This is a genomic window from Mycobacterium sp. KBS0706 (genome assembly GCF_005938675.2).
In the GTDB taxonomy this organism is placed as follows: Bacteria; Pseudomonadota; Alphaproteobacteria; order DSM-16000; family Inquilinaceae; genus Inquilinus.
Genome location: NZ_VCCH02000122.1, coordinates 1 through 18,888 on the forward strand (window position 1 = coordinate 1; position 18,888 = coordinate 18,888).

The window sequence follows — 18,888 nt, forward strand, 5'->3', positions numbered from 1 at the left end:
TCTGATCGGCCGTGCCGCGGCCAGCCCTGGAGCTGGCCGACATCCTGCGCGCCCATGGCGAGGCCTTCCGCAGCCCCCATGCCGGGCATCTGAGCCTCGGCCAGCTCAAGGTCATGTCGGCGCCCGCTGCGACGACTGCCGGCACCTGGCGGTCAGCTACAACTCGTGCCGCAACCGCCACTGCCCCAAGTGCCAGGGCGCCGCGCCCGGCACAACCTCATGCGCCAGGGCCGGCATCCGAAGCCCTAAACATCTCCGGACATTGCCGAGGTACCCCGGAAGCGGACATCGGATCGACGGCCTGCACCATCAGCATGTTCGGCCAGCTTGGAAACTCGGCGAAAAGAACCAAAATAGATCTGCCAGAGTATGCTCGTCGTCACGGGTTTGTCGGCGGTTCGCTCCGGATGTCACATCCTCCAGCTGGTCCCGTCCGCTCCCTTCTTCCGGACGCGCTCGCGCGGCCGATCAAGGACGCCGTGGCCGCCGAGGTGGTTGCAATGTTCAACGACCGGCGGCGCGGCGAACGTCCTGTGGTGCGGAGCGCCGACGGGTTGTTCGGCCCGCGCGCCGTCGCGTGGCGGGTCCATGGCGACGTCACCTCGATGATGGTCGGAGGCGTTGCGGCCCTACTGCTGCAGATGCTTCACCCGGCCGTCCTCGCAGGAGTGTGGGACCATTCGAACTATCGGACCGATATGCGGGGGCGGCTCCGACGGACGGCGCGCTTCATCGCGCTGACCACCTATGGCGGGCGAGACGAGGCGGAGGCTGCGATCGCACGGGTCCGCGCCATCCACAATCGGGTCCGCGGGGTGTTGCCCGACGGCAGCCCGTATGCCGCCAACGACCCCTCGCTGCTCGCCTGGGTTCACCTCACGGAGACGACCTGCTTCCTGGACGCGTGGATCCGTTACGCCGAGCCGGGTATCTCGGTCATCGATCAGGATCGCTACTTCGCTGAGATGGCGCAGATTGCGGAGGCGCTTGGCGCCGATCCGATCCCACGCAATCGAACCATGGCGCGGCAGCTTTTCGGCGCTGTACGGCCGCAGCTCCGGTCCGACGAGCGAACTCGGGAAGTCGCCCACATGCTGCTTGCGCAACCTGCGCCGAGCGTGCTGGCAGAACCCCTGCAGGTGATCGCCATGCAGGCTGCCATCGACCTGCTCCCTGCATGGGCGCGCCATATGCATGGATTCCGTATTCCGATCGTTGGTCGCGCGCTGGTCCGAGCCGGGACCCTCGGCATCGCAAGGACACTCCGCTGGGCGTTCGAATAATCGCCGTCCGTGGGGCTGACCACAGTCATCTTTAAGAGCGGCTCTCTGAGGGCCCGGAGCTGCCGACGCCGCTCGCGAGGAATCCAGATCAGCCTCTGTTCTTTCCGGAGACTGGCGTCCACCTTGTTCCCAGACAGGGTCGAGCTTGGGTCGGCACGGCCGCCTAGCCCCGACGCGAGAGCTGCATGCAGGCTATCGTCAGATTCTGGCGTGGTGAACTTCCGCTTGGCCGCGCCTTCTGGCTGTGGGGCATCCTCGGCGGGGCCGCCGTGAACCTGGTCTCCATACTGCTGGCGCTGATGGTGCTCGCCGCGCATGCGCCAACTTGGCTCGCGGTATTCGTGTTCATTGCGCATCTCCCATGGAATGTGGTTCTGCTGATCGGAGTTTGGCGCAGTGCCGGGCGCGACGAGACCAGCCGCAAGACCGCCGATCTTGCTCGTATGACCATTGTGGCCTGGGTGGTCGCGTTGTCCCTTCTCTAGCCCGTGGACCGCCAGTGCCATCACAGCGTGGCGCCCGCGTCGACTCCGCGGCCGTCGGACAACAAAGTTCGACACGGTTTCATGCTGATCCAAACCATGCCCGGAACGACCGGTATCGTCGCCACACCTGCTTGTGCTCCGAGGATTGGTCAGCCCGTGGGGCTGGCTGCGGCGAAACAGCAGGCCCACCGTATCGCCGCGGCCGGCGAGCCCACGGCGGCACTCGTGGCACGAGCGCGCCATTTGCGGCCATCGAGGTAGCGACCCGACAGCGGACATTGACCGAGCGTGAGAGATCCCGGCGCTTTCCGGCCAACCCGGCCCGATGGCGACGCCCGAAACCGGCCGTTTCAACCGGCACCTCGAAGCGGACATGACCGGACGCGACCCAAAGTAGTCATTAAAGAGCCGGAGAGAGCCCGCAGCAATTCACCACTATGTTTTCGAACCAAGTGCTCCATGACCGACGCTCACGGTCGCGGTGCTCCCGCCGCTGGCTTGGGCGATGTAGTTACCGACAGCGAGCTGGATCTGGGTGCGGGCCCCGGGCGGAAGCTGATCAAGCCCCGCCTGTAGGCGCTGCGCCGCCTCCGTCAACTCGATGTCGCCCGAGACCTTCGCAGCGGCAAGCTCCTCTGCGACTGTGGCCTTTCGCCCCTCGCTGTCAGGCCTCGCTTCCAGCCTTTTGATTGCCTCGACGGCCTCGCTGTTCACCCCAAGCTTCTTTATGAGCAGACTCTTCAGCGCGCCATAGGCATCCTCGACTGCCGCTGACGCTACTTTTCCGGCCGCAGCGGCCAGTCCGCCGAGCAGCGCTGCCACGATCGGATCAACCATTCCTAGTCCTCCCCTTGGCTAGCCTTTTCAATAAGTTCGCCCAGTAGCCGCCGTGCCTGCCTCGTGTGTAGGTGTTGTTCGCCGAGCTCAGCTGAGAAGATCGCCGTTGCTCGCTCATAGCTCGATCGCGCCTCCGCCGTCGCGCCCGTATCGCGCTGCAAATTGCCGATGTTGAGGAGGGTCCGGGCGACCTCGGGGTGGTTCTGACCGTACGCCTTCTCCTGGATCGCCAGCGCTTGATTCTGGCTGGCCTCCGCAGCGGCCAGATCGCCGCTATCCGCCTGCACGATGCCGAGGTTGCTCAGGGTCGCCGCGAATTTCGGATGGTCGGGTCCGTATACCGTTTCATGAATGGTCAGCGCCCGTCTATGGCTGGCTTCCGCGGAGGCCAGATCGCCACTCTCGCGCTGCACGATGCCGAGGTGGTCCACAGTTCTAGCAACCTCAGGGTGGTCGGGGCCGTATGTCTTTTCCTTGATCTCCAGCGCCCGTCTTTGGAGGGCCTCCGCGGCGCCCAGATCGTCGAGCTCCCAGTGCACGAGACTGATGTGGTCGAGGGTCTTGGCGACCTCGGGGTGGTCCGGGCCGTACGCCCTTTCCTTGATCTCCAGCACTCGTCTCTGGATGGCTTCCGCAGCGGCCAGACGGCCGCGATCGAAGAGCACGGCGCCGAGGTTGCCGAGAGTATTGACGATCTCGAGGTTGTCTGGGCCGAAGAACTTTTCCTCGATCGCCAGTGCCTGTTTGTGACTGGCCTCCGCGGTGGCTAGGGTGCCGATCTTTTGCTGCGCGAGGCCGAGGTTGCGGAGCGCCTCAGCTACCGCGATGTGGTCGGGGCCGAGGAGCGCTTTGGCCTGTTCGACCGCCTCTCGCAGTATGGCTTGGCTCGCGCCGAAGTCCGCCACCAGCATGCTGTAGCCGCCGGCGGCTGCCAAGAGTTGGACAGAGCGTCCCGTCCCGTCCCGCCTGGCCGCCACGGCGACAGCCAAAAGATGTCCCGACCAGTCGTGTAACGGCCTTGGATCGTCATTCTTGAGCAGGCGCAGGGCCTCATCGCCCACAGTCGCCTCGACCGCGTTCCTGGCTGCCCCGGACTGCTCCATCCGCGAACGCGCGAAGGCCGCCACTAGGCGGTGCATAACGACCCCTCCCGGGCTCGAGCGCTCGAGCAGCGAGAGATCGAGCAAACGGTTCAATGCATCGGCGAACTGAAGGGCCCCGGCCAGATCATCCTGCGCGATGCCGCCGCAAAGCTTAAGTAAGCGGCGCGGGATCACCTCGCCCGGAGCCAGCCACGCGGCGAGAATAAGTAAGTTGCGGGCAAGGGCGTCTACTGGGTCGTTGGGCCGTAGGCGGCACAGACTGACCTCGAAAGTCCGTGCGACATCCCTTTCGTGGCCGGTGAGCGTCCTCGATCGCCCGGGTGCCTCCGGGTCCTCGATCTTCATCGAGGCATGCGCAAGTACGTCGACAGAGCGCAATTCGGCGAGATAGGCCGCGGGCACCCCGATTGGATCGTCCCGGTAACGAGCGAGATAACTGCCAGCCAGTTCGAGGGCGAGGGGCAGGTTGCCCAATTCCTCAGCTATCGCGGTGAGGCCGCGGTCGTCGGGTTCCAGGTCCGGTCGATGTCGACGGAGGAGTGTCAAGCTCTCGGCGGGGGAAAGCAGGCCGAGCGGCACCGCCGTGATGCCGCGTGCAGGCGACCAGGACGCCCGCCGCGCCGTGAGCAGCAACCGGCTGCCGCCGCTCTTGGGGGCCCAAGCGTCCAGGAGGTTCTCGTCCTCGCAATTGTCGAAAATCAGCAGTCGTGGCAATGGACCCGCCCAGCCAGAGGCAACCAAGGCCACGCGCTCGGGGAGCGGCCGGGCGCTGAACCCCGCATGGTCGGGGTAGAATTGGAGGCCGCAGGCCGCGATCGCGTCCGGGATACCAGCCGGATCAGCGCAGTTCACCCAGAACACGCCGCCCGCGAACCAGCGACCGAAGCGGTAGGCGAACTCCACCGCAAGCTGCGTCTTGCCCTGCCCACCCATTCCAGTCACCGCTGGGCTTTGGCCAACGGCGGCTGCGCCGCCCTCCTTCAGCAGACGTGCGAGCGTGCAGAGGTCGCGTTCACGCCCAACGAAGTAGCGATTGCGGGGCCAGGGCAGGACTGAGGCGGGCGGCAGGCTACCGGGCTCAGGCAGGACGCCGAGGGGCATTGTCGCCAGCAGGGTCTCGGCCGCTGCGACCTCGGCGGGCGCAACTGGGCGGGGTGCAGCAGCTTGGTACACCGCGACTATCGCCGTCCCACCGGCGGTGGCCTGTGCGATAAAGCTGCCGGCAGCCGATTGGCTGCCCGGTAACTCCGAAGACGAAGCCACCTCCATCATCGCGACCCTCCTGCCTGCACGGTCCTTCAGGGGGTCCCTTCGGGTGCTTGTTGCGAATAATGCATGTGCCGACGGGACAGAGTCCAGCGTCGAGCCGAGGCGCCGAAGGCGTCGGAGAGCGGTCGATTCAAGGACATATGAGGCGAGGGGATCATGGCCATCGTCCGCTTTCCAGACCATCTCGGCCGGATTGACCAGGCCGAGGTGCGCCATTTGCGGCCGCCGCCTGAGCGCCCCGGAACCGGACGCGTCCGAACCCGCGGGACCCGGCGCTTCTCAGCCGGTTCGGCCCTATGAGGATGCCCGAAACTGGCCATAGTGGTCGGCTCTCGGAACCGGACACGTGGGGAGCCGCCCTTTGCCTACAGGCCCTGCGCGGCGCGAGCACGCTAGAAGCAGTCGTGGACTGGCACTTCGAAGCGACCGTGGCCGCAGTCCCTGTCTCGCGGTCGTTGTGACAGCGCCGACCTGCCGGGGCTGAGAGCGGTGCCCCGACCGCACATCGCTCGGACCCTTGGAAGCGGGCCATCGCAATTAGGCCCCACAAGGGACGCGACCACTGGTGATCCGTTGATGCAGATCAAATCCGCCCTCTGTACGGACGCCTAAACTCAGGATCTGTAGGGAGGCACCACTGGCATGCGATACTTCTTCCATGTAATCGGTGCGGATCAATCGATTGTGGACGACGACGGAACGGATTTTCCGTCCACAGAGTTGGCCATCGGCTATGGGACACGGGTTGCTGTCGAACTCGGCGGCGACGGCGAGTACGATGGTTGCCATGTCGTCATCATCGGCGAGGGCCAGAAGGAGCTCGCCCGCATTCCGATCTGACATGGCCGTCGTGATTCCGCTCCGCCCCCCGGGTGACGGCTAGCCGGGAGGGCGGGCTCAGCCGACGAAGCGCGTGCTTCTGAGAAGCACCGCTGTGAACGTCTGATACGCCAAGCAGGTCGCACAACTTCTCCACAATCGATCGCCACCCGGCGTGTTTGGCCGGCGGATGGGCGCCATTTCCGGCCATCGCGCCCGCACCCCGATTCCGGACATCGCTGGAGGCCACGGAATCTGGCCGTTTTCAGTCGGCCCAGGTGTCTGAGCGCGCCCGCAACCGGCCGACTTGCCGACACAACGGACACGAGCTCATAGCCAAGGAGGAGCCCTACCAGTTCGGCAACTTCCTGTCCGAGAACGATAACGCCATCACCGCAGGCACCTTCATGCAGCTCGGCGTGTTGGGGCGAGGTGATCAATGGCTGATCTAGAGGCGCCGGGGATGTGGGGCGTGCTGTGTCAGCCGCCGAGCTAGGCGGCTGTTGCTCGTGAGCCGCCTAACGGACTATATCTCATCAAATTGGCGAACCACTGACGATTGCGCATAGATCATGACGCAGGAATTCCCTATCGGCAGACTAAAGCGGCAAATCCATAAGGCGACATATTACTTCACCCACCTTAATAAATTCGTTATCACGCTCGCGACGGTTGCGATACCGATAGTCCTGGCATTTCTTAGTGTAGTCAGAGACACTATGCCGGTCTATGTCTTCGTCGTATTGCTGGTTTTCTTGATTTCTACGAATGGCGTCATCGCCCTCATTCAGAAATCCGCTCCTAACGCCAGCGATTTCATTTTCAAATACGAGCGGTCCAGGAGGAATTTGGAAGAAGAAAAGGCTAAATCAACTTTGTTCGCAACCGTAATAACGTATTCTCAATCTATTATGTCTATGTCGCTCGAACATGTAAGTCAAGGCGCGACTTCGCCGTCTTCCAGGAATGTTGTAATCCAAGATTTTCTCGAACTTCTTGCAGGATCAGAAGAGGGGATATTTGATTTCGGAAAGAATGAGCTATATTCATTTGCGGTCTATCTTTACGATTCCCAGACGCAAATGCTCGACTGCTGCGCCCGAAAGAAGCATCCTGATCATCCCTCCACCAGCTCCCTCGGCCGCTCGTGGCGACCGGGCCAGGGCCATGTGGGATCGGTGTATTCGAACGGCCATCCGATCACGATTGGCGATGCAGCCTCTACGACAGCCCGGGCAGCGCTTGGCACTCCTCCCGCGGCTGTTCAGCAGTACGACGCGAAAGTGTACCGTTCGGTAGCTGGCGCACCAATCATCAGACAAAATGGCACCGTGCTCGGCGTGGTGATGGCGACAAGCGATGTCCCCGAAAGATACGATGAACTGAATGGCCAGGCCCTCCGCCACCTGGCGACCGCAATTGCAGTGATCCTATAGCTAGGGTAGCATCACAGCATGCTACGCCCCATATTGTACTCAGGCCCAGCGATGGAGGGCGAAATGGCAAAGAGCCCGTTCAGGCAGATGGATAGCTCTAGCGAGCGCCTTTCAAGGAATCTCACCAAGATCGGTCGCGACGGTGCGGGGGCTAGTCTGGCGCAAAGCAAGCCATCCAAGGTGAGCGAGGCAGCCAGGTCAATCCGGGAGCAGGCGAGCAGGCTTGCTGCATCAAAAACGAGCTTCAAGCCAGGACGCTGAACGAGGCACGTTGACACCCGGCTAGGCCGGGATTCTTCATATGCGGCAATCGCGTCGGCGTCCCATTACAGGACGTGGCCCATTGTCGGATCGGCCATTGTGGCGGACTGCCATGGCGGGCTGAGTGCCTCGAACCGGACATTGAGGTGTTTCCCGGAGCGCACATGACGACAGGCGGCTCGTTGCGGACAATCTCTCGGGCTGCTGGCCTCGCTTAGGCGGACATTCGTGATAGCCCGGCATCGAGTGCGGCAACGCGGTGAACTGTCAGCTCGGTTGGCACGCGCGCGGCCGGAAGGCGCCCGATCCATGGCAGGTTAGGCGCCTTTGGCTTGGGCCGGCGTCGAGTCCGTTCTAAGCCGGCATGAGTGCAGCCTTAACCTCACCCCGACCGATCAGCTTGGAGAAACGGCGATAGTCCGAATGCTCGAATCGCCAGCGGCCGGCAGCAATCGCAGGATGCACCCCAGCCTTCTCCGCCGCTTCCAGCACCTTTTCCGTGCTGCTGTCCTTGTCGATCCGCTTCCAAAGAGCAGGGGGAATAAGAGCATTCCGCGCAAATGTATCAGCCTCGGCTTCGATAGATTCCGAACTTGCTACATCCAGGTCGTCCAGGATTACTTGTCGTTCAGGGCTCAGATGGCAAACCACGTGAGCAAACTCATGCAACAGTGTAAACCAGAAATTGTCCAATCGATCGTGTCGCAGGGTTAGAGCAATCACTGGAACGCCATCGCCGCGGCGCATCGCCGCCCCATCAAGAAATGTTCCCGGAAGGTGTTCCAATATGATCAATATTACTCCAATGCGCTGTAGCGCGGATCTGATCTGATCTGGCCAATCCGGCAATATGCTCAGCTGTGCCAGTTGCCGCGCCGACTTCTCTGGATCGCTGATCTTTTTTTTCATGGTACTGACCGCTTCTGCACGGACTAAGGCAGCAGCACACCATGCTTCGAGCGCTGCCATATCCGTCTTGGCATTTGTGCGCTCAGTCCTAGTCTTACGCAACATGGCAACTGCCGGAGCAGAAGCCTTCGAGCGCGACAAAAAGCCGGCGAGATTCTCTTTCGCTTTCATCAAGCCAAGCCTACGGAGCTTTCCTTCGGCCGCCATCGAGGTGCTCGACGGGCCGGCCGCTGGCTCATGTTTGAACGACCCAATCAGTGAAGCGACTGGAATACCCAGATGCTGATGCAGCGCTCTGATCTGATCGACCGTAGGCTGTCGCTGACCATTAAGTATCTCCGACACTCGTGACTTGCTACCGAGGTATGGGATCAGATCGCGTGGTGAAAGTCCGGTCTGTGCCATCCGGAATTTGATCGCCTGCGCGGGCGTGGCTGCTTCGATGGAACGCTCGGATCGCTCCCATTTCTCAATGAGAGCTTGCAGCACCTCAAGCTCATCACGCTCCCTCTCACTGGTGCGCCCGAACAGCACCGCGGCTCGATTGAGTGCCGATTGATAGTCGTCGTCCGTGCGTATTGGCCGAACCGTCATGCCGCCTTGCTCCCTTTCTTGCCAGCGCGTCCCCTGCTCCCGGCACCCGCATATTCGATGAGAACCATCTGTGCCGCGCAGTCGGCGAGGAGATTGACGCGATAGCCGCCGCTAAGCGGGATTTGGACCTTGATGCCGTTGATCACCGCTGAGGGAAAGAAGCCAGCGATTTCAGCCATCGACTTCCATTTGCCCGCCTCGAGCTCTGCAACAAGTGCCGGCACCGCCCCATCAAGGGCATCGCCTGCACGGCGCGCAAGTTCATCCAACTTCGATATCCCCATCAGCTTCATGGCAAATCGCGGCCCCACCACAAAATGGTTCCCAGATGTGGAACGACTCTTGCGCTTGAACCCGCGCCGTGCCATACCGGAATCAGCGTTCCCAGAAATGGGACGACTAACATGTAAAAGCGCCGGGGCCAAGGGGTTTTGCTCCGCCTTCCCGCGCGCAGATTCCGGGGCATCAACGCCGGGCGAGCAGCCGGGCAGCAATGGAGTTAACAAATGTCTCAGGATAACAAGGGCCTCGGCGAGAATTCGGGGAAGGGTCACGACGACGACGTTGTGCTCGAGATCGCGACGCCGAACGGCGTCTTCCGCGGCTCGTTCGACAAGAACGACAAGGTCGAGAAGGTGATCAAGGAAGCGGTGAAGGACCGCGACCTCGCCGAAGGTGACGCTTTCGAGCTGTACTACGGCGACGTCCACCTCGAGCCCGTCAATCGCCCCCTGGTGAGCTTCGGCCTCCAAAAGGGCAAGTACAAGCTGACGTTGGTCGCCACCGGTTCCGGGGTCTGATCATCGTGAGCACGCCCGCTGCCCTGCTGGTGAAGGTCGAACTCGACGCGCTTAAAGAGAATGCCGGTCTCATGGGCTGGTCGATTGAGCAGATCGATGACCTCACCTTCGTTCTTGGGCTCCCGGCCAAGGACGGAGCCACCTACCACATGCGCGTAAGGTGTGACGGCTACCCCGCCACGCCACCTGCCTGGCACTGGTTCAACCCGGAGACCGTCCGGATCGACGATCGGCAGGACACTCCCCGCGGAGGCAGTTTCCTCCATCCCCAAGGTGTGATCTGTGCCCCGTGGAATCGCCTCGCCTACACCGCTGTCGATTCCCGCGGGCCGCATCCGGATTGGCAGATCGGCGCCTGGCAGACCAACCCATACACGGGGGCATGCCGCACCTTGAGCGCTATGGCCCTCCGCATCGCAAACGAGCTGATGCAGCGGTACGAAGGCAGGCTGGCCGCATGATCTCCGACTGGCTCAAACGTGCTCTTGGCCGCAAACCGAAGGGCATTCCGATCAAACCACAGCCGGCCAAGTTGCTGGTGACCGCCGATGCGCTCGACGACTTGATGGCTGCGCTGGTCCGGTCTCAGCAGCAGCGGCATGAGGGGATCGCCTATCTGCTCGGTCGGACCGACGGCGCTGTCACCCTGGCAATCGCGGTCTTCGAGCCCCATGCACGGACAACGGCGGGCAGCTTCCATGTGCCGCCTCGGGCTATGATATCCTGCATGCAGACAGCGGCACAGTTCGAGCTGCAGGTGGTCGCCCAGGTCCACACCCATCCCAGCCAAGCCTACCATAGCGACGGCGACATCGAAGGCGCCAAGATCCGATACCCCGGATATGCCTCGCTCGTGCTGCCAGAATATGGGCGGCATCTGCCGTCGCTGGCCGGCGCGGCCGCCTACCTATGGCAGAAGCCGCACGGCTGGATCGACCTTTCAGACGACGACATCATCATCATTCCGGCAAGTGGGCCATGGACCAGCAGCAGTTTTACGACCAACTGAACGATCGCATGCGTCGCTACGGCGCGTCGCCGCTCGACCCAACTCAGGTCATCACAATCACCGCGTCGCCCGATTACCTTGCCAGCTACGACGGGCAGGTGGCTGCGCTCGTCGCCTGCAATCTCATAGGGCGCCTGTCGCCCTCGGTGCAGATTGGCTTCCCCGACATCGCCATTCACCCGCGTCTGCCATGGGCCGGCCGCTCGCTGGTCGGGCATGCCCTCGACGCGATGAGGGCCGCCGACCCGTTCGGCAGCTATGGTGCACGCGTACTGGCCGGGGGCGACTTCCGTTTCCATCTCGGACCGGACGGCCACGACGCTGTCGTCCACGGGTCCGGGTGGAACGCTTACATCGGTCAAAGGCCGTCGCCGCTGCCCCTGGTCACGTCGGACGTCGGCGTCGGTGCGGCGCAGGCCGTGGTGCTGGGTGCCGGGCATCTGTTCCGCACCCGCTTCGGCGCCATGACCGGCCCTTTCGCCTGCAACGCATGGGACTGGACCGATGGTCCCAGCCCGGTAAATTTCTCGCCAGTTGGCGCTTCCCTCGGAAAGGTCATGACCACGGGCCTCGGGTCGGTAGGGTCGGCGGCCAACTACTTTTTGACCCTTGCAACGAGGGACTTCCGCGCAATCCTCGTCGACCACGACGGTGTCGGGATCCATAACATCACCCGCTCACCCCTCTTCACCGATGCACATGCCAAGATCGGCTTGGCCAAGGTCGAGGCTGTCGCCGCCTTTCTTCGCGGAGCCGGTGTCGAGGACGTGGCGGTCGACCCGGTTGCCCTGCATGAGTCGGCGCTGTGGAAGTCCCGTGAGGCCGGCTGGACGGATGTTCTGATCTCGGCCGCCAACGAATTTAATGTGCGCTACCACATCGAGATGGGGTTTCCGCCGATCCAACTCTACGCCACCACGGGTCGGAACTGGCAGGTGACGTTGATGCGGCACCTGCCCGGGGCGAAAGCGTGCTCGCTCTGCGTGTTCCCGCCGGACAAGAAGTTCGCTCCGACCACCTGCGCCACAGACGCGTCCGACACTCCACAGACGACGATCGAGGAAAAACGCGCCGACGCAGCATTGCCCTTCCTCTCCTTCGCGGCTGGACTGATGACGGCAGCAGAGGTTCTCAAGCTTACCGCCCCTGGCTACCCGTTCTCTGCGGAACGGGTGATGTTCAGCCTCAAGGGCCAGCCGCTGTTGGTCGGCACGCCGATTCCGCACCGCACCGGCTGTCCGTGCGAGGGTCGTCACAAGGGCGTGCACCAAGCCGCAATCGCGGGCTCGCGCTACGCTGAGTTTGCTGGCTAGAGCGATAGGCGGTTTGATTGGCAAGTATGCGGCCGTTGCGCCAGCGACTCCGGATGGCGTGGCCTACCGACTGCGGTAGTACCTCCGCCGAACGGCATGACACGCTCGTGGTCGGAGTTGGCCAGCACTGACGGATGCCAGGGCCGATCCAGACGTTAACCCACAATGCTACAAGGCGAGTGTATGCCTTGGATCAACCCGTCCCCGAGGGAATAAGCAGGTTGGACTCTGCTTCAGAGCCGAGCCCTTTGCAGACACCATGTCTCATCGGCCGGGCTTGATTGCAAAGATCCCAGCGGATAAAACTCTCTCAGTGGCGAGTTTGCGCGTCTCTAATGTCCGAGAATCAACAAAGCTCTTTACATTATTGACTCTAACCGCCCCTAGCTCATCCAGGCGAGTCCGCCCAACTTCAAGATTTAAACGAAGCTGCTCCACGCTAGCTTTGGGGTCTTTTTTCATCGCTCCGCTCCCCGGCAAGCAATGAACCTCCCGAATCACCCGACTCACTTTGCTCCTTCGCATTCAAATCCGCAATGACTTTCGATTCGTATTCGACGAAGCCATCGAGTAGAAATCGAAACCGAGGCTTAGCAGACTTAGGATCTCGTGGCAACAACCTGCCATTAGCTTTCCGCGATGCGGTCACCCTAAAGAGTTTGAGATATATTCGTGGCGATACTCCATCGTATTGGCGAAATAAAACTTTAGATTTATCGTGCCAATCCTCGGTGATGGCATCGCCGTGCAACGCTATGGCCAAACTCTTCTTATACGGTTCAATATAAATTACTTCCTTAATCCCGGACGCGACGATATGTCTAGCGCAGTTATGGCAGGGATATGTGGTGGTGTAGAGGGTGGCACCCACCAAAGAGTGTCGCCCCTCTCGCGCCACTGAAAGAATAGCTTCCATCTCCGCATGTATGGATCTCGAATATTCGATGATCGCATCTATGTCGGTGCCTTTAAGTGCGTCCAACAGATCGTTCCTGCCAGTTCCTTTTTTTAATTTCTTGCTGTCAACAAGCCGCATTACGATTGTGTTAATTAAATCGTTTCGTCGGGTCTCGTTGTGGCAAATCCTCTGCCCGTATCGGAAGCAGCGCTTATCGAGATCCTGTACCTTGTCGCCGATGATTACACTCTGATCGTCTTCCTCATACAATCCGCCACCAAACTTCGGGACATCATTCCATCCTACAGCGATGAGTTCACCAGCGTTTGATACGATGGCTGCACCGACCTGTCGTGACATGCAGGCGGATTTAACAGCTACTGCGCTAGCCTCGTACATCGCCGACTCGGCGCGAGTGGGTGTGTGTATGCGGCTATCAAATAATAAACCCAAGTATCGATCAATTTGTGAGCGAAGATCGTGCTCCTTTCGATCGTTGCACAAAAAGAAATCAGATTCCTCGAATATTTTTCTGGTCATCTGACCGAAGGTTTCGATCTCACCTTGATCTCGATTGAGAACGGTGTCCGCCTGAGCCGCCTCAGTTCCATTGTCTATAAGTCTCTGCCGCCGGACAGCGTCCGGAGCAAATACGCCAAATAGAAGAAGCGTGTCTTTGTATATCGATCTCAATAAATCCAGTTCTCCGCGATGTTTTAGAGAATCGATGATGTACGCCCGTTTACCCGGGATAGGGATCATTGTTCCTTCTTGGAGGCCGCCGTGCGTGCGACGGTATGTGAAAATCTGCTCGATTGCCTTTTCTGCGAGATAGTCTTCGCCAAATTTGTCACGCAAAGAATTCCCAGCGTCCTGGAGCTTCGAGATCCGATTTCCAAGGGCCGCATCTGGCGTGGGAGACTGCCCTACCCGATGAGCCTCCCTACGAATGATGTCACTCAATTTTATCGGATTCGGCACATCATATCCGAAATCATTCTGTAAAATTGCCCGGATATACCGAGCCGCGGTCGAGACACCTGACGCGATCGGCCCAACAAGAGCAATGACCAGTTCCTCGGATAGCCGATCAGAAATCTCGTTGGCTACGGGACGTGAGGGCCTCTCCCCGATGAGAGGCAGCGGAATTGTCGATGTCATCAAAATATAGAAATTATGTTAAACACCGCGAGATGATTTGCGTTGGGTGCTTAGCCGTCAATAGCAAATCGGCGCGGACGCGTCGATCCTTCGTCTTCGTGCTGGTTGGAGCAGCCCATCGGGTCGTCGAATGTCTGCCAAAGGGACTGGCCCCTCCTGGGGCGAAGGTCCGGTTTCGGGAGCCGCCGCAGCGACAGGGAATGTCTGGTTCCGAGCGGCCTGGACGGCCTCCGAACGTCGGCAATGGGGACGAACCGGCCCCTCCTCCGAGGTTCGCTTTTGGGAGCTCGTCGCGTCGACCGAAATGGCCGCTACGGAGCAGCCCGGATGGCTTCCGGATGATGGCATTGGGGACGAACCGGGCTCCGCCTGAGGGGCCGGTTTCGAGAGCCGCAGCAGCGACAGGGAATGTTCGGTTCGGAGCAGATGACGCCTCCGGATGGCAGCCAAGGGGACGGACCGGAACCTCAGTTGCCGTCCACCGCGTCAAGCGGAAAGGGAGCAGCAGCCTCACAGCACCGCTCCCTCTCTGTAGCTACGACTTCGCGGCTGCGGTCCTGCGGGCCCGCGGCGCTTTAGCGGGCTTTGCCGCCGGAGCCGGGGGCTGCACCGGCGCATTGCCGCGACGCGTGCCGAGGCCGATCGCCTTGGCGAGGTTACTCCGCTGTTGGGCATAGCCTGGCGCCACCATCGGATAATCTGCTGGCAGACCCCAGCGCTCGCGGTATTGGTCCGGCGTCATGTTGTAGGCAGCCGACAAATGCCGCTTGAGCATCTTCAGCTTCTTGCCGTCCTCCAGGCAGATGATGAACTCCGGCGTGACTGATTTTCGGATCGGCACTGCCGGTTCAGGACGTGAAATCACGGGCTCAGACGGCCGGCCCAGGTTGTGCAACGCGTCATAGACCTGGGTGATTAAACCCGCAAGGTCGGCGACCGCGACGTTGTTATTGGCGACATGGGCGGAGGCGATTTTCGCTGCAAGGTGGCGCGTTTGGTCGGCAGACGCGGGTACGTTGTTGAGAACAGGCTCGCTCATAAAACTACTCCGATAGGCAGTACACCGTGATCTTAATACGCCTACGCGATTTGCGCAGCTTGAATATCGTTTAAGTCGCTCGATCGTCGCGATCGACATCTCGGGACCACGACTTCTCAGGCTTGTCGACAATCCTCGCCGGGCCGAATGGCGAAATTTTGGAACATGAGCTGGTCGCCTGAGCAGACCGCGGTTGACGAAGTCCAGCGTCCCTGCGGCCGGAAGCCAACCGGCTTCGAACCGGCGGTCCCGGTCTGTCCATCTTAGCTATTTCGGAGCGATATCGATCCGATATATGATCAGGCCTGCTATGATATAGGTTCGACATCGGAGTGACATAGGAATGATCCTGGCTCTCGCACAGACAAAGGGAGGCGTGGGAAAGACGACTCTCGCCGTCAACCTCGCCGTCGAACGTGCGACCCGTGCGCGACGCGATGTCCTTCTCGTCGACGCCGACGACCAGGCGACGGCGACCGACTTTGCTGCCTTGCGCAGCGAAACCAAGGGAGGCGCAATCGGGTACACGTCGATCCAGCTGTCGGGCGCGGCGGTGCGATCCCAGGTCCTCGCGCTCAAGCCAAAATATGACGACATCATCATCGACGTCGGGGGTCGCGACACGACCGCGCTCCGGGCCGCCCTGACCGTCGCGCAGGTCGCCGTTGTGCCGTTTCAGCCCCGCAGCTTCGATGTTTGGACGATCGACAAGGTCGCCGCCCTCATCTCGGAAGCGCGGACGATCAACCCCGATCTGCGCGCGGTCGCCGTGATCAACTGCGCGGATCCGCAGGGTGCCGATAATGACGCAGCCGCCGAGGCGCTGGGCGACAGCGCGGCGATCAGCTTCCTCGGTGCCCTGATCGGCCGTCGCAAGGCGTTTCCCAATGCCGCCGCGGCAGGACTTTCCGTGCTGGAGCTGGCGCACCCCGACTACAAGGCCAGCAACGAATTGCGGGTGCTGGCCGATCACCTCTTCGACGGCGCCTGGGAATGACGGAGTGACCCCCGATGGCTATCACAAAGCGACCTGTTCAACATCGAAGCGATATCGCTTCGCCCCCCACCGAGGCGGCCGCAGAACGTTTCATTCAGGGCGCCGCGCCGTCGGCACCTGAGGCGAAGAGGCAGAACATGGAACCGGTTATTGTCAGGTTTGACCCCGATCAGCTCGCCGAGATCGATCGGCGCGCAGCGGGCCTTGGACTGAGCCGATCAGCCTGGCTGCGCATGATGGTCACGCAGGTGCTGAAGGGATAGCGATCCGATGCATATCCGCTATCCAAGCGACATCGGTTAAATAGCGGACCGATACCGAATCGATGCCGATAGAGGGTTCCGAGGAAGGCGGCGACAGGCGGGCCGTGAGCATGATTGCTTCTCCGCACGGGTGAGCAGTTCGGATGGCCCGCTTGGCGACGGATTCAATTGCCGGTCACCCCACAAGGGAAATCGAAGCCCATTTCCGCGCATCGTGACGCTTCGCTTGCAGTCCGCCCGGCGCTGTCGCGAGGGCCGACCGCAATGCGCGCTTTCGTCATTCTTCGGCATGGCTTGGCTCCACGCCCGCGAGCATATGAGCAGGTGGAGGGAACGACACGCCGAGCAGCCGGCAGGCGTCATAAAGCGCGCTGTCGGAGAGGTGCCGTTGCCATGCGCCCTCCGATGGTGACCAGCGATAGCCGCAGCCCTTCAACGCCCGGCGCATCCCCTCGTCTGGTTTGCCGGGCGTCAGGATCTGAACCCGGTTCGCCTCGATGTTCCAGACGATCCACGTCCCATCTTCAAGAACGTAGGTCCGGCTTTCCTGCTGGTGCTGACGCTGCAGCCGCTCGATGCGGGCCCGGACGCGCCGAATCTCGGCACCGGTGTTCGTGAAGACGTAGCGCGGGAAGCCGATGCGCCCCGCAAAGTCGGGTTCCCGGAGCTTGGCGATCTGCGCTTCCGTGAAGCCCAGCGCTACCAGCGCCTCATGGTCGTCGTGCCGGAGAGCCGCGTTGACGCTCTTCATCCGCGCGACATCCTCCTCCAGCTTCGCCAGCTTGGTTTTCAGCTTGGCGACCGCCTCCGGATCGTCCGAAGAAACTCCGGCGGACCCCACGGCGGCCGCTCGCTGCTGCAGGGTCTCGGCCTGCCTCGTCGCCTCCACTCCCTTGCCGATGCCATTGCGAATCCGTTTCAGGTCCGCGCGGTGCCGCCCCTCGGAGTGGTGGCCGATAAGGATCGGCTGGCCATAGGGGAACATCGACGCGATGGCGTCGGCCCGCTTGAAATGAGCCTGAGCATCGGCCCGGGACTTCTCGGCCCGCTCCAGCAGCCGCGCGCGCCGAGCCTCAAGCTTTGCGTCATAGCGATTCATGATGTCCTCTCTCGATCGAGGGAAAGGGAGAGGCCGCGCCTCTCCCCTGGACGTCAGCCGGTCAGGCCGGCGGCGTGCTTGCGGATCAAGCTTTCGAGGTTGTGGGCGCCGGGCGCGTCCACGTCCCAGAGCTTGCCGGCGGCGAAGTCCTCGGCGGTCGGCATGCCGATGCCAATTTCGCCGAACTGCGCCATCACCTCGGCGATCGCGCGGGTGATGAGGGTCGCGCTGTGATAGCGGGTGAGATTGAGCCACTTCGTGCCGCCGAACACGACGTGCCACGGGGCTTTTTCGGAGACGTAGAGGTCCTGCATCCCGTCAAAGCTGCCGGCACGGAAGCAGTCGATCTGTGCGCGCACCTGGTCCTCGGTCGGTCCGTCCTCCCACTGGACCGAAACCGATCCCCACGACCGCTTTTGAACCGAGAACCGGACCCCCGGAAACTCGCGCTTCAGGATAGCCCGAATGTTCTTGCTGGCGAGAAGCCCGCTCGACTCGTCCTCTCCCTGGGTCAGGTGCCCATACGCAGGGTCAACTTTCAGCCGGTCTCGCTCGGTCTCGAAGGCGATCCTGGCGCGCTCGGCCTCGGCCTCCTTCTCCGTCCGGTGCCGTTGGTGAGCGTCGAGCAGGCGGGAAATCTCCTCGTAGTCCGCCAGCCCCTCCAGGATGTGCCACTGAACGCCGCGGACGATGGTTTCCGGCACCCCCTGAGAGAAGTGGCCATTGAGGAACACCACGTCATAGAGGTGTTGGCCTGTCGACCGCACCCGCTCCCTGCCGGGAAGGCCGATGACATAGGTGTTGCCCGCGTTGGGATCTTCCCGAACCGCAGTCACCACGCCTTCGCCGGCATGAGCCAGGATGCAGTGAACCCGCGTTCCACGCTGGATCTTCATCGTCTCGTTCATGTCTTTTCCCTCGTCGTTTGCGCTTCGGTCCGCGCATGCGGCCGAAGGACGCCGCCGGCGAGGCGGGTATCAGGTTGGCAAGCGGGATCGGGGGGAGGGGGATCGCCCGGGATTTCTGGCAGCGAAGCGCCAGAAATATTGGGGATACCCCCCGATCGCGCTTACCAACCGAAACCGGAACAGGTTTCTCGGCCCGCGTCCGCGGGCTTTTAGGTCTCGGCTCGGTCGCCAACGGCGGCCGAGCTGAAACGAGGATCCCGGCCCGGGTGAGTATAGCGACGGCGAAGCCGGCACCCGGGACGAGCGCCGCGCGAGACCGGGCGGAAAGAGGCCTCTCTGGGCGGTTGAGGATGCCGACGGCGAAGCCGGCAACCGACCAGTGTGGCCCCGCCCGGGCCGCTCCGC

Annotated in this window: 17 protein-coding genes and 2 pseudogenes; 11 read left to right on the forward strand and 8 right to left on the reverse strand. The window is 61.9% G+C overall.

What is annotated here, in order from left to right; translation table 11 throughout:
* Positions 1-11: 11 nt before the first annotated feature.
* The 3 genes and pseudogenes from FFK22_RS44595 to FFK22_RS36695 form a co-directional block, all read left to right on the forward strand.
* Positions 12-199: pseudogene (locus tag FFK22_RS44595) on the forward strand (transposase zinc-binding domain-containing protein); the annotation flags it as partial.
* Positions 200-479: 280 nt separating this feature from the next.
* Positions 480-1,283: an oxygenase MpaB family protein gene (locus FFK22_RS36690; protein ID WP_221939137.1), complete on the forward strand. Its 804-nt coding sequence runs from the start codon at positions 480-482 to the stop codon at positions 1,281-1,283.
* A gap of 185 nt (positions 1,284-1,468) precedes the next feature.
* The gene (locus tag FFK22_RS36695; RefSeq protein ID WP_138892344.1) at positions 1,469-1,768 is read left to right on the forward strand and encodes a hypothetical protein; all 300 of its coding nucleotides are present in this window, start codon (positions 1,469-1,471) and stop codon (positions 1,766-1,768) included.
* A 435-nt stretch (positions 1,769-2,203) separates the two neighbouring features.
* Here FFK22_RS36695 and FFK22_RS36700 read toward each other — a convergent pair whose 3' ends face one another.
* Together FFK22_RS36700 and FFK22_RS36705 are read right to left on the reverse strand one after the other, a co-directional pair.
* Positions 2,204-2,605 carry a hypothetical protein gene (locus FFK22_RS36700; RefSeq protein ID WP_138892345.1) on the reverse strand — a complete coding sequence of 134 codons (402 nt, stop codon included), beginning with the start codon at positions 2,603-2,605 and terminating at the stop codon, positions 2,204-2,206.
* A 2-nt stretch (positions 2,606-2,607) separates the two neighbouring features.
* Positions 2,608-4,980, reverse strand: coding sequence for a tetratricopeptide repeat protein (locus tag FFK22_RS36705; RefSeq protein WP_186002862.1), 2,373 nt, complete (start codon positions 4,978-4,980; stop codon positions 2,608-2,610).
* Positions 4,981-5,619: 639 nt separating this feature from the next.
* Here FFK22_RS36705 and FFK22_RS36710 point away from each other — a divergent pair.
* A complete protein-coding gene (locus tag FFK22_RS36710) occupies positions 5,620-5,817 on the forward strand; it encodes a hypothetical protein (RefSeq protein WP_138892347.1) in 198 nt (65 codons plus the stop codon).
* Positions 5,818-6,368: 551 nt separating this feature from the next.
* Positions 6,369-7,232 carry a GAF domain-containing protein gene (locus FFK22_RS36715; protein ID WP_138892348.1) on the forward strand — a complete coding sequence of 288 codons (864 nt, stop codon included), beginning with the start codon at positions 6,369-6,371 and terminating at the stop codon, positions 7,230-7,232.
* 615 nt (positions 7,233-7,847) lie between these two features.
* On the opposite strand, the gene FFK22_RS36720 is transcribed toward FFK22_RS36715, so the two are convergent.
* Together FFK22_RS36720 and FFK22_RS36725 are read right to left on the reverse strand one after the other, a co-directional pair.
* The gene (locus FFK22_RS36720) at positions 7,848-8,996 is read right to left on the reverse strand and encodes an ImmA/IrrE family metallo-endopeptidase (protein ID WP_138892349.1); all 1,149 of its coding nucleotides are present in this window, start codon (positions 8,994-8,996) and stop codon (positions 7,848-7,850) included.
* Positions 8,993-9,289: a hypothetical protein gene (locus FFK22_RS36725; RefSeq protein WP_138892350.1), complete on the reverse strand. Its 297-nt coding sequence runs from the start codon at positions 9,287-9,289 to the stop codon at positions 8,993-8,995. Before FFK22_RS36725 ends, FFK22_RS36720 begins: the two co-directional genes overlap by 4 nt.
* Positions 9,290-9,502: 213 nt before the next feature.
* Here FFK22_RS36725 and FFK22_RS36730 point away from each other — a divergent pair, with 213 nt between their 5' ends.
* Genes FFK22_RS36730 through FFK22_RS36745 form a run of 4 tightly spaced genes read left to right on the forward strand, consistent with a single transcriptional unit; the run spans position 9,503 to position 12,118 of the window.
* Positions 9,503-9,796 carry a hypothetical protein gene (locus FFK22_RS36730; RefSeq protein ID WP_138892351.1) on the forward strand — a complete coding sequence of 98 codons (294 nt, stop codon included), beginning with the start codon at positions 9,503-9,505 and terminating at the stop codon, positions 9,794-9,796.
* A gap of 5 nt (positions 9,797-9,801) precedes the next feature.
* Positions 9,802-10,257, forward strand: coding sequence for a hypothetical protein (locus FFK22_RS36735; RefSeq protein ID WP_138892352.1), 456 nt, complete (start codon positions 9,802-9,804; stop codon positions 10,255-10,257).
* Entirely contained in the window at positions 10,254-10,805 is a 552-nt protein-coding gene (locus FFK22_RS36740) for a Mov34/MPN/PAD-1 family protein (RefSeq protein WP_186002863.1), read from the forward strand. The genes FFK22_RS36735 and FFK22_RS36740 overlap by 4 nt, the downstream gene beginning before the upstream one ends.
* Positions 10,775-12,118 carry a ThiF family adenylyltransferase gene (locus tag FFK22_RS36745; RefSeq protein ID WP_186002864.1) on the forward strand — a complete coding sequence of 448 codons (1,344 nt, stop codon included), beginning with the start codon at positions 10,775-10,777 and terminating at the stop codon, positions 12,116-12,118. The genes FFK22_RS36740 and FFK22_RS36745 overlap by 31 nt, the downstream gene beginning before the upstream one ends.
* 439 nt (positions 12,119-12,557) lie before the next feature.
* Here FFK22_RS36745 and FFK22_RS36750 read toward each other — a convergent pair whose 3' ends face one another.
* Both FFK22_RS36750 and FFK22_RS36755 read right to left on the reverse strand, forming a co-directional pair.
* Positions 12,558-14,177, reverse strand: a complete 1,620-nt coding sequence (locus FFK22_RS36750) for an anti-phage dCTP deaminase (protein ID WP_138892355.1) — start codon at positions 14,175-14,177, stop codon at positions 12,558-12,560.
* Positions 14,178-14,790: 613 nt separating this feature from the next.
* Positions 14,791-15,216, reverse strand: a pseudogene (locus FFK22_RS36755) (MucR family transcriptional regulator); the annotation flags it as partial.
* A gap of 343 nt (positions 15,217-15,559) precedes the next feature.
* Here FFK22_RS36755 and FFK22_RS36760 point away from each other — a divergent pair.
* Positions 15,560-16,213, forward strand: a complete 654-nt coding sequence (locus FFK22_RS36760) for an AAA family ATPase (RefSeq protein ID WP_138892357.1) — start codon at positions 15,560-15,562, stop codon at positions 16,211-16,213.
* A gap of 14 nt (positions 16,214-16,227) precedes the next feature.
* A complete protein-coding gene (locus FFK22_RS36765; protein WP_138892358.1) occupies positions 16,228-16,476 on the forward strand; it encodes a hypothetical protein in 249 nt (82 codons plus the stop codon).
* Between the two features lie 277 nt (positions 16,477-16,753).
* Here the strand turns inward: FFK22_RS36765 and FFK22_RS36770 are convergent, their stop codons facing one another.
* Together FFK22_RS36770 and FFK22_RS36775 are read right to left on the reverse strand one after the other, a co-directional pair.
* On the reverse strand, positions 16,754-17,575 hold the full coding sequence (locus tag FFK22_RS36770; protein WP_138892359.1) for a DUF3560 domain-containing protein: 822 nt from the start codon (positions 17,573-17,575) through the stop codon (positions 16,754-16,756).
* A gap of 53 nt (positions 17,576-17,628) precedes the next feature.
* Positions 17,629-18,483 carry an LPD29 domain-containing protein gene (locus FFK22_RS36775; protein WP_138892360.1) on the reverse strand — a complete coding sequence of 285 codons (855 nt, stop codon included), beginning with the start codon at positions 18,481-18,483 and terminating at the stop codon, positions 17,629-17,631.
* Positions 18,484-18,888 lie beyond the last annotated feature (405 nt).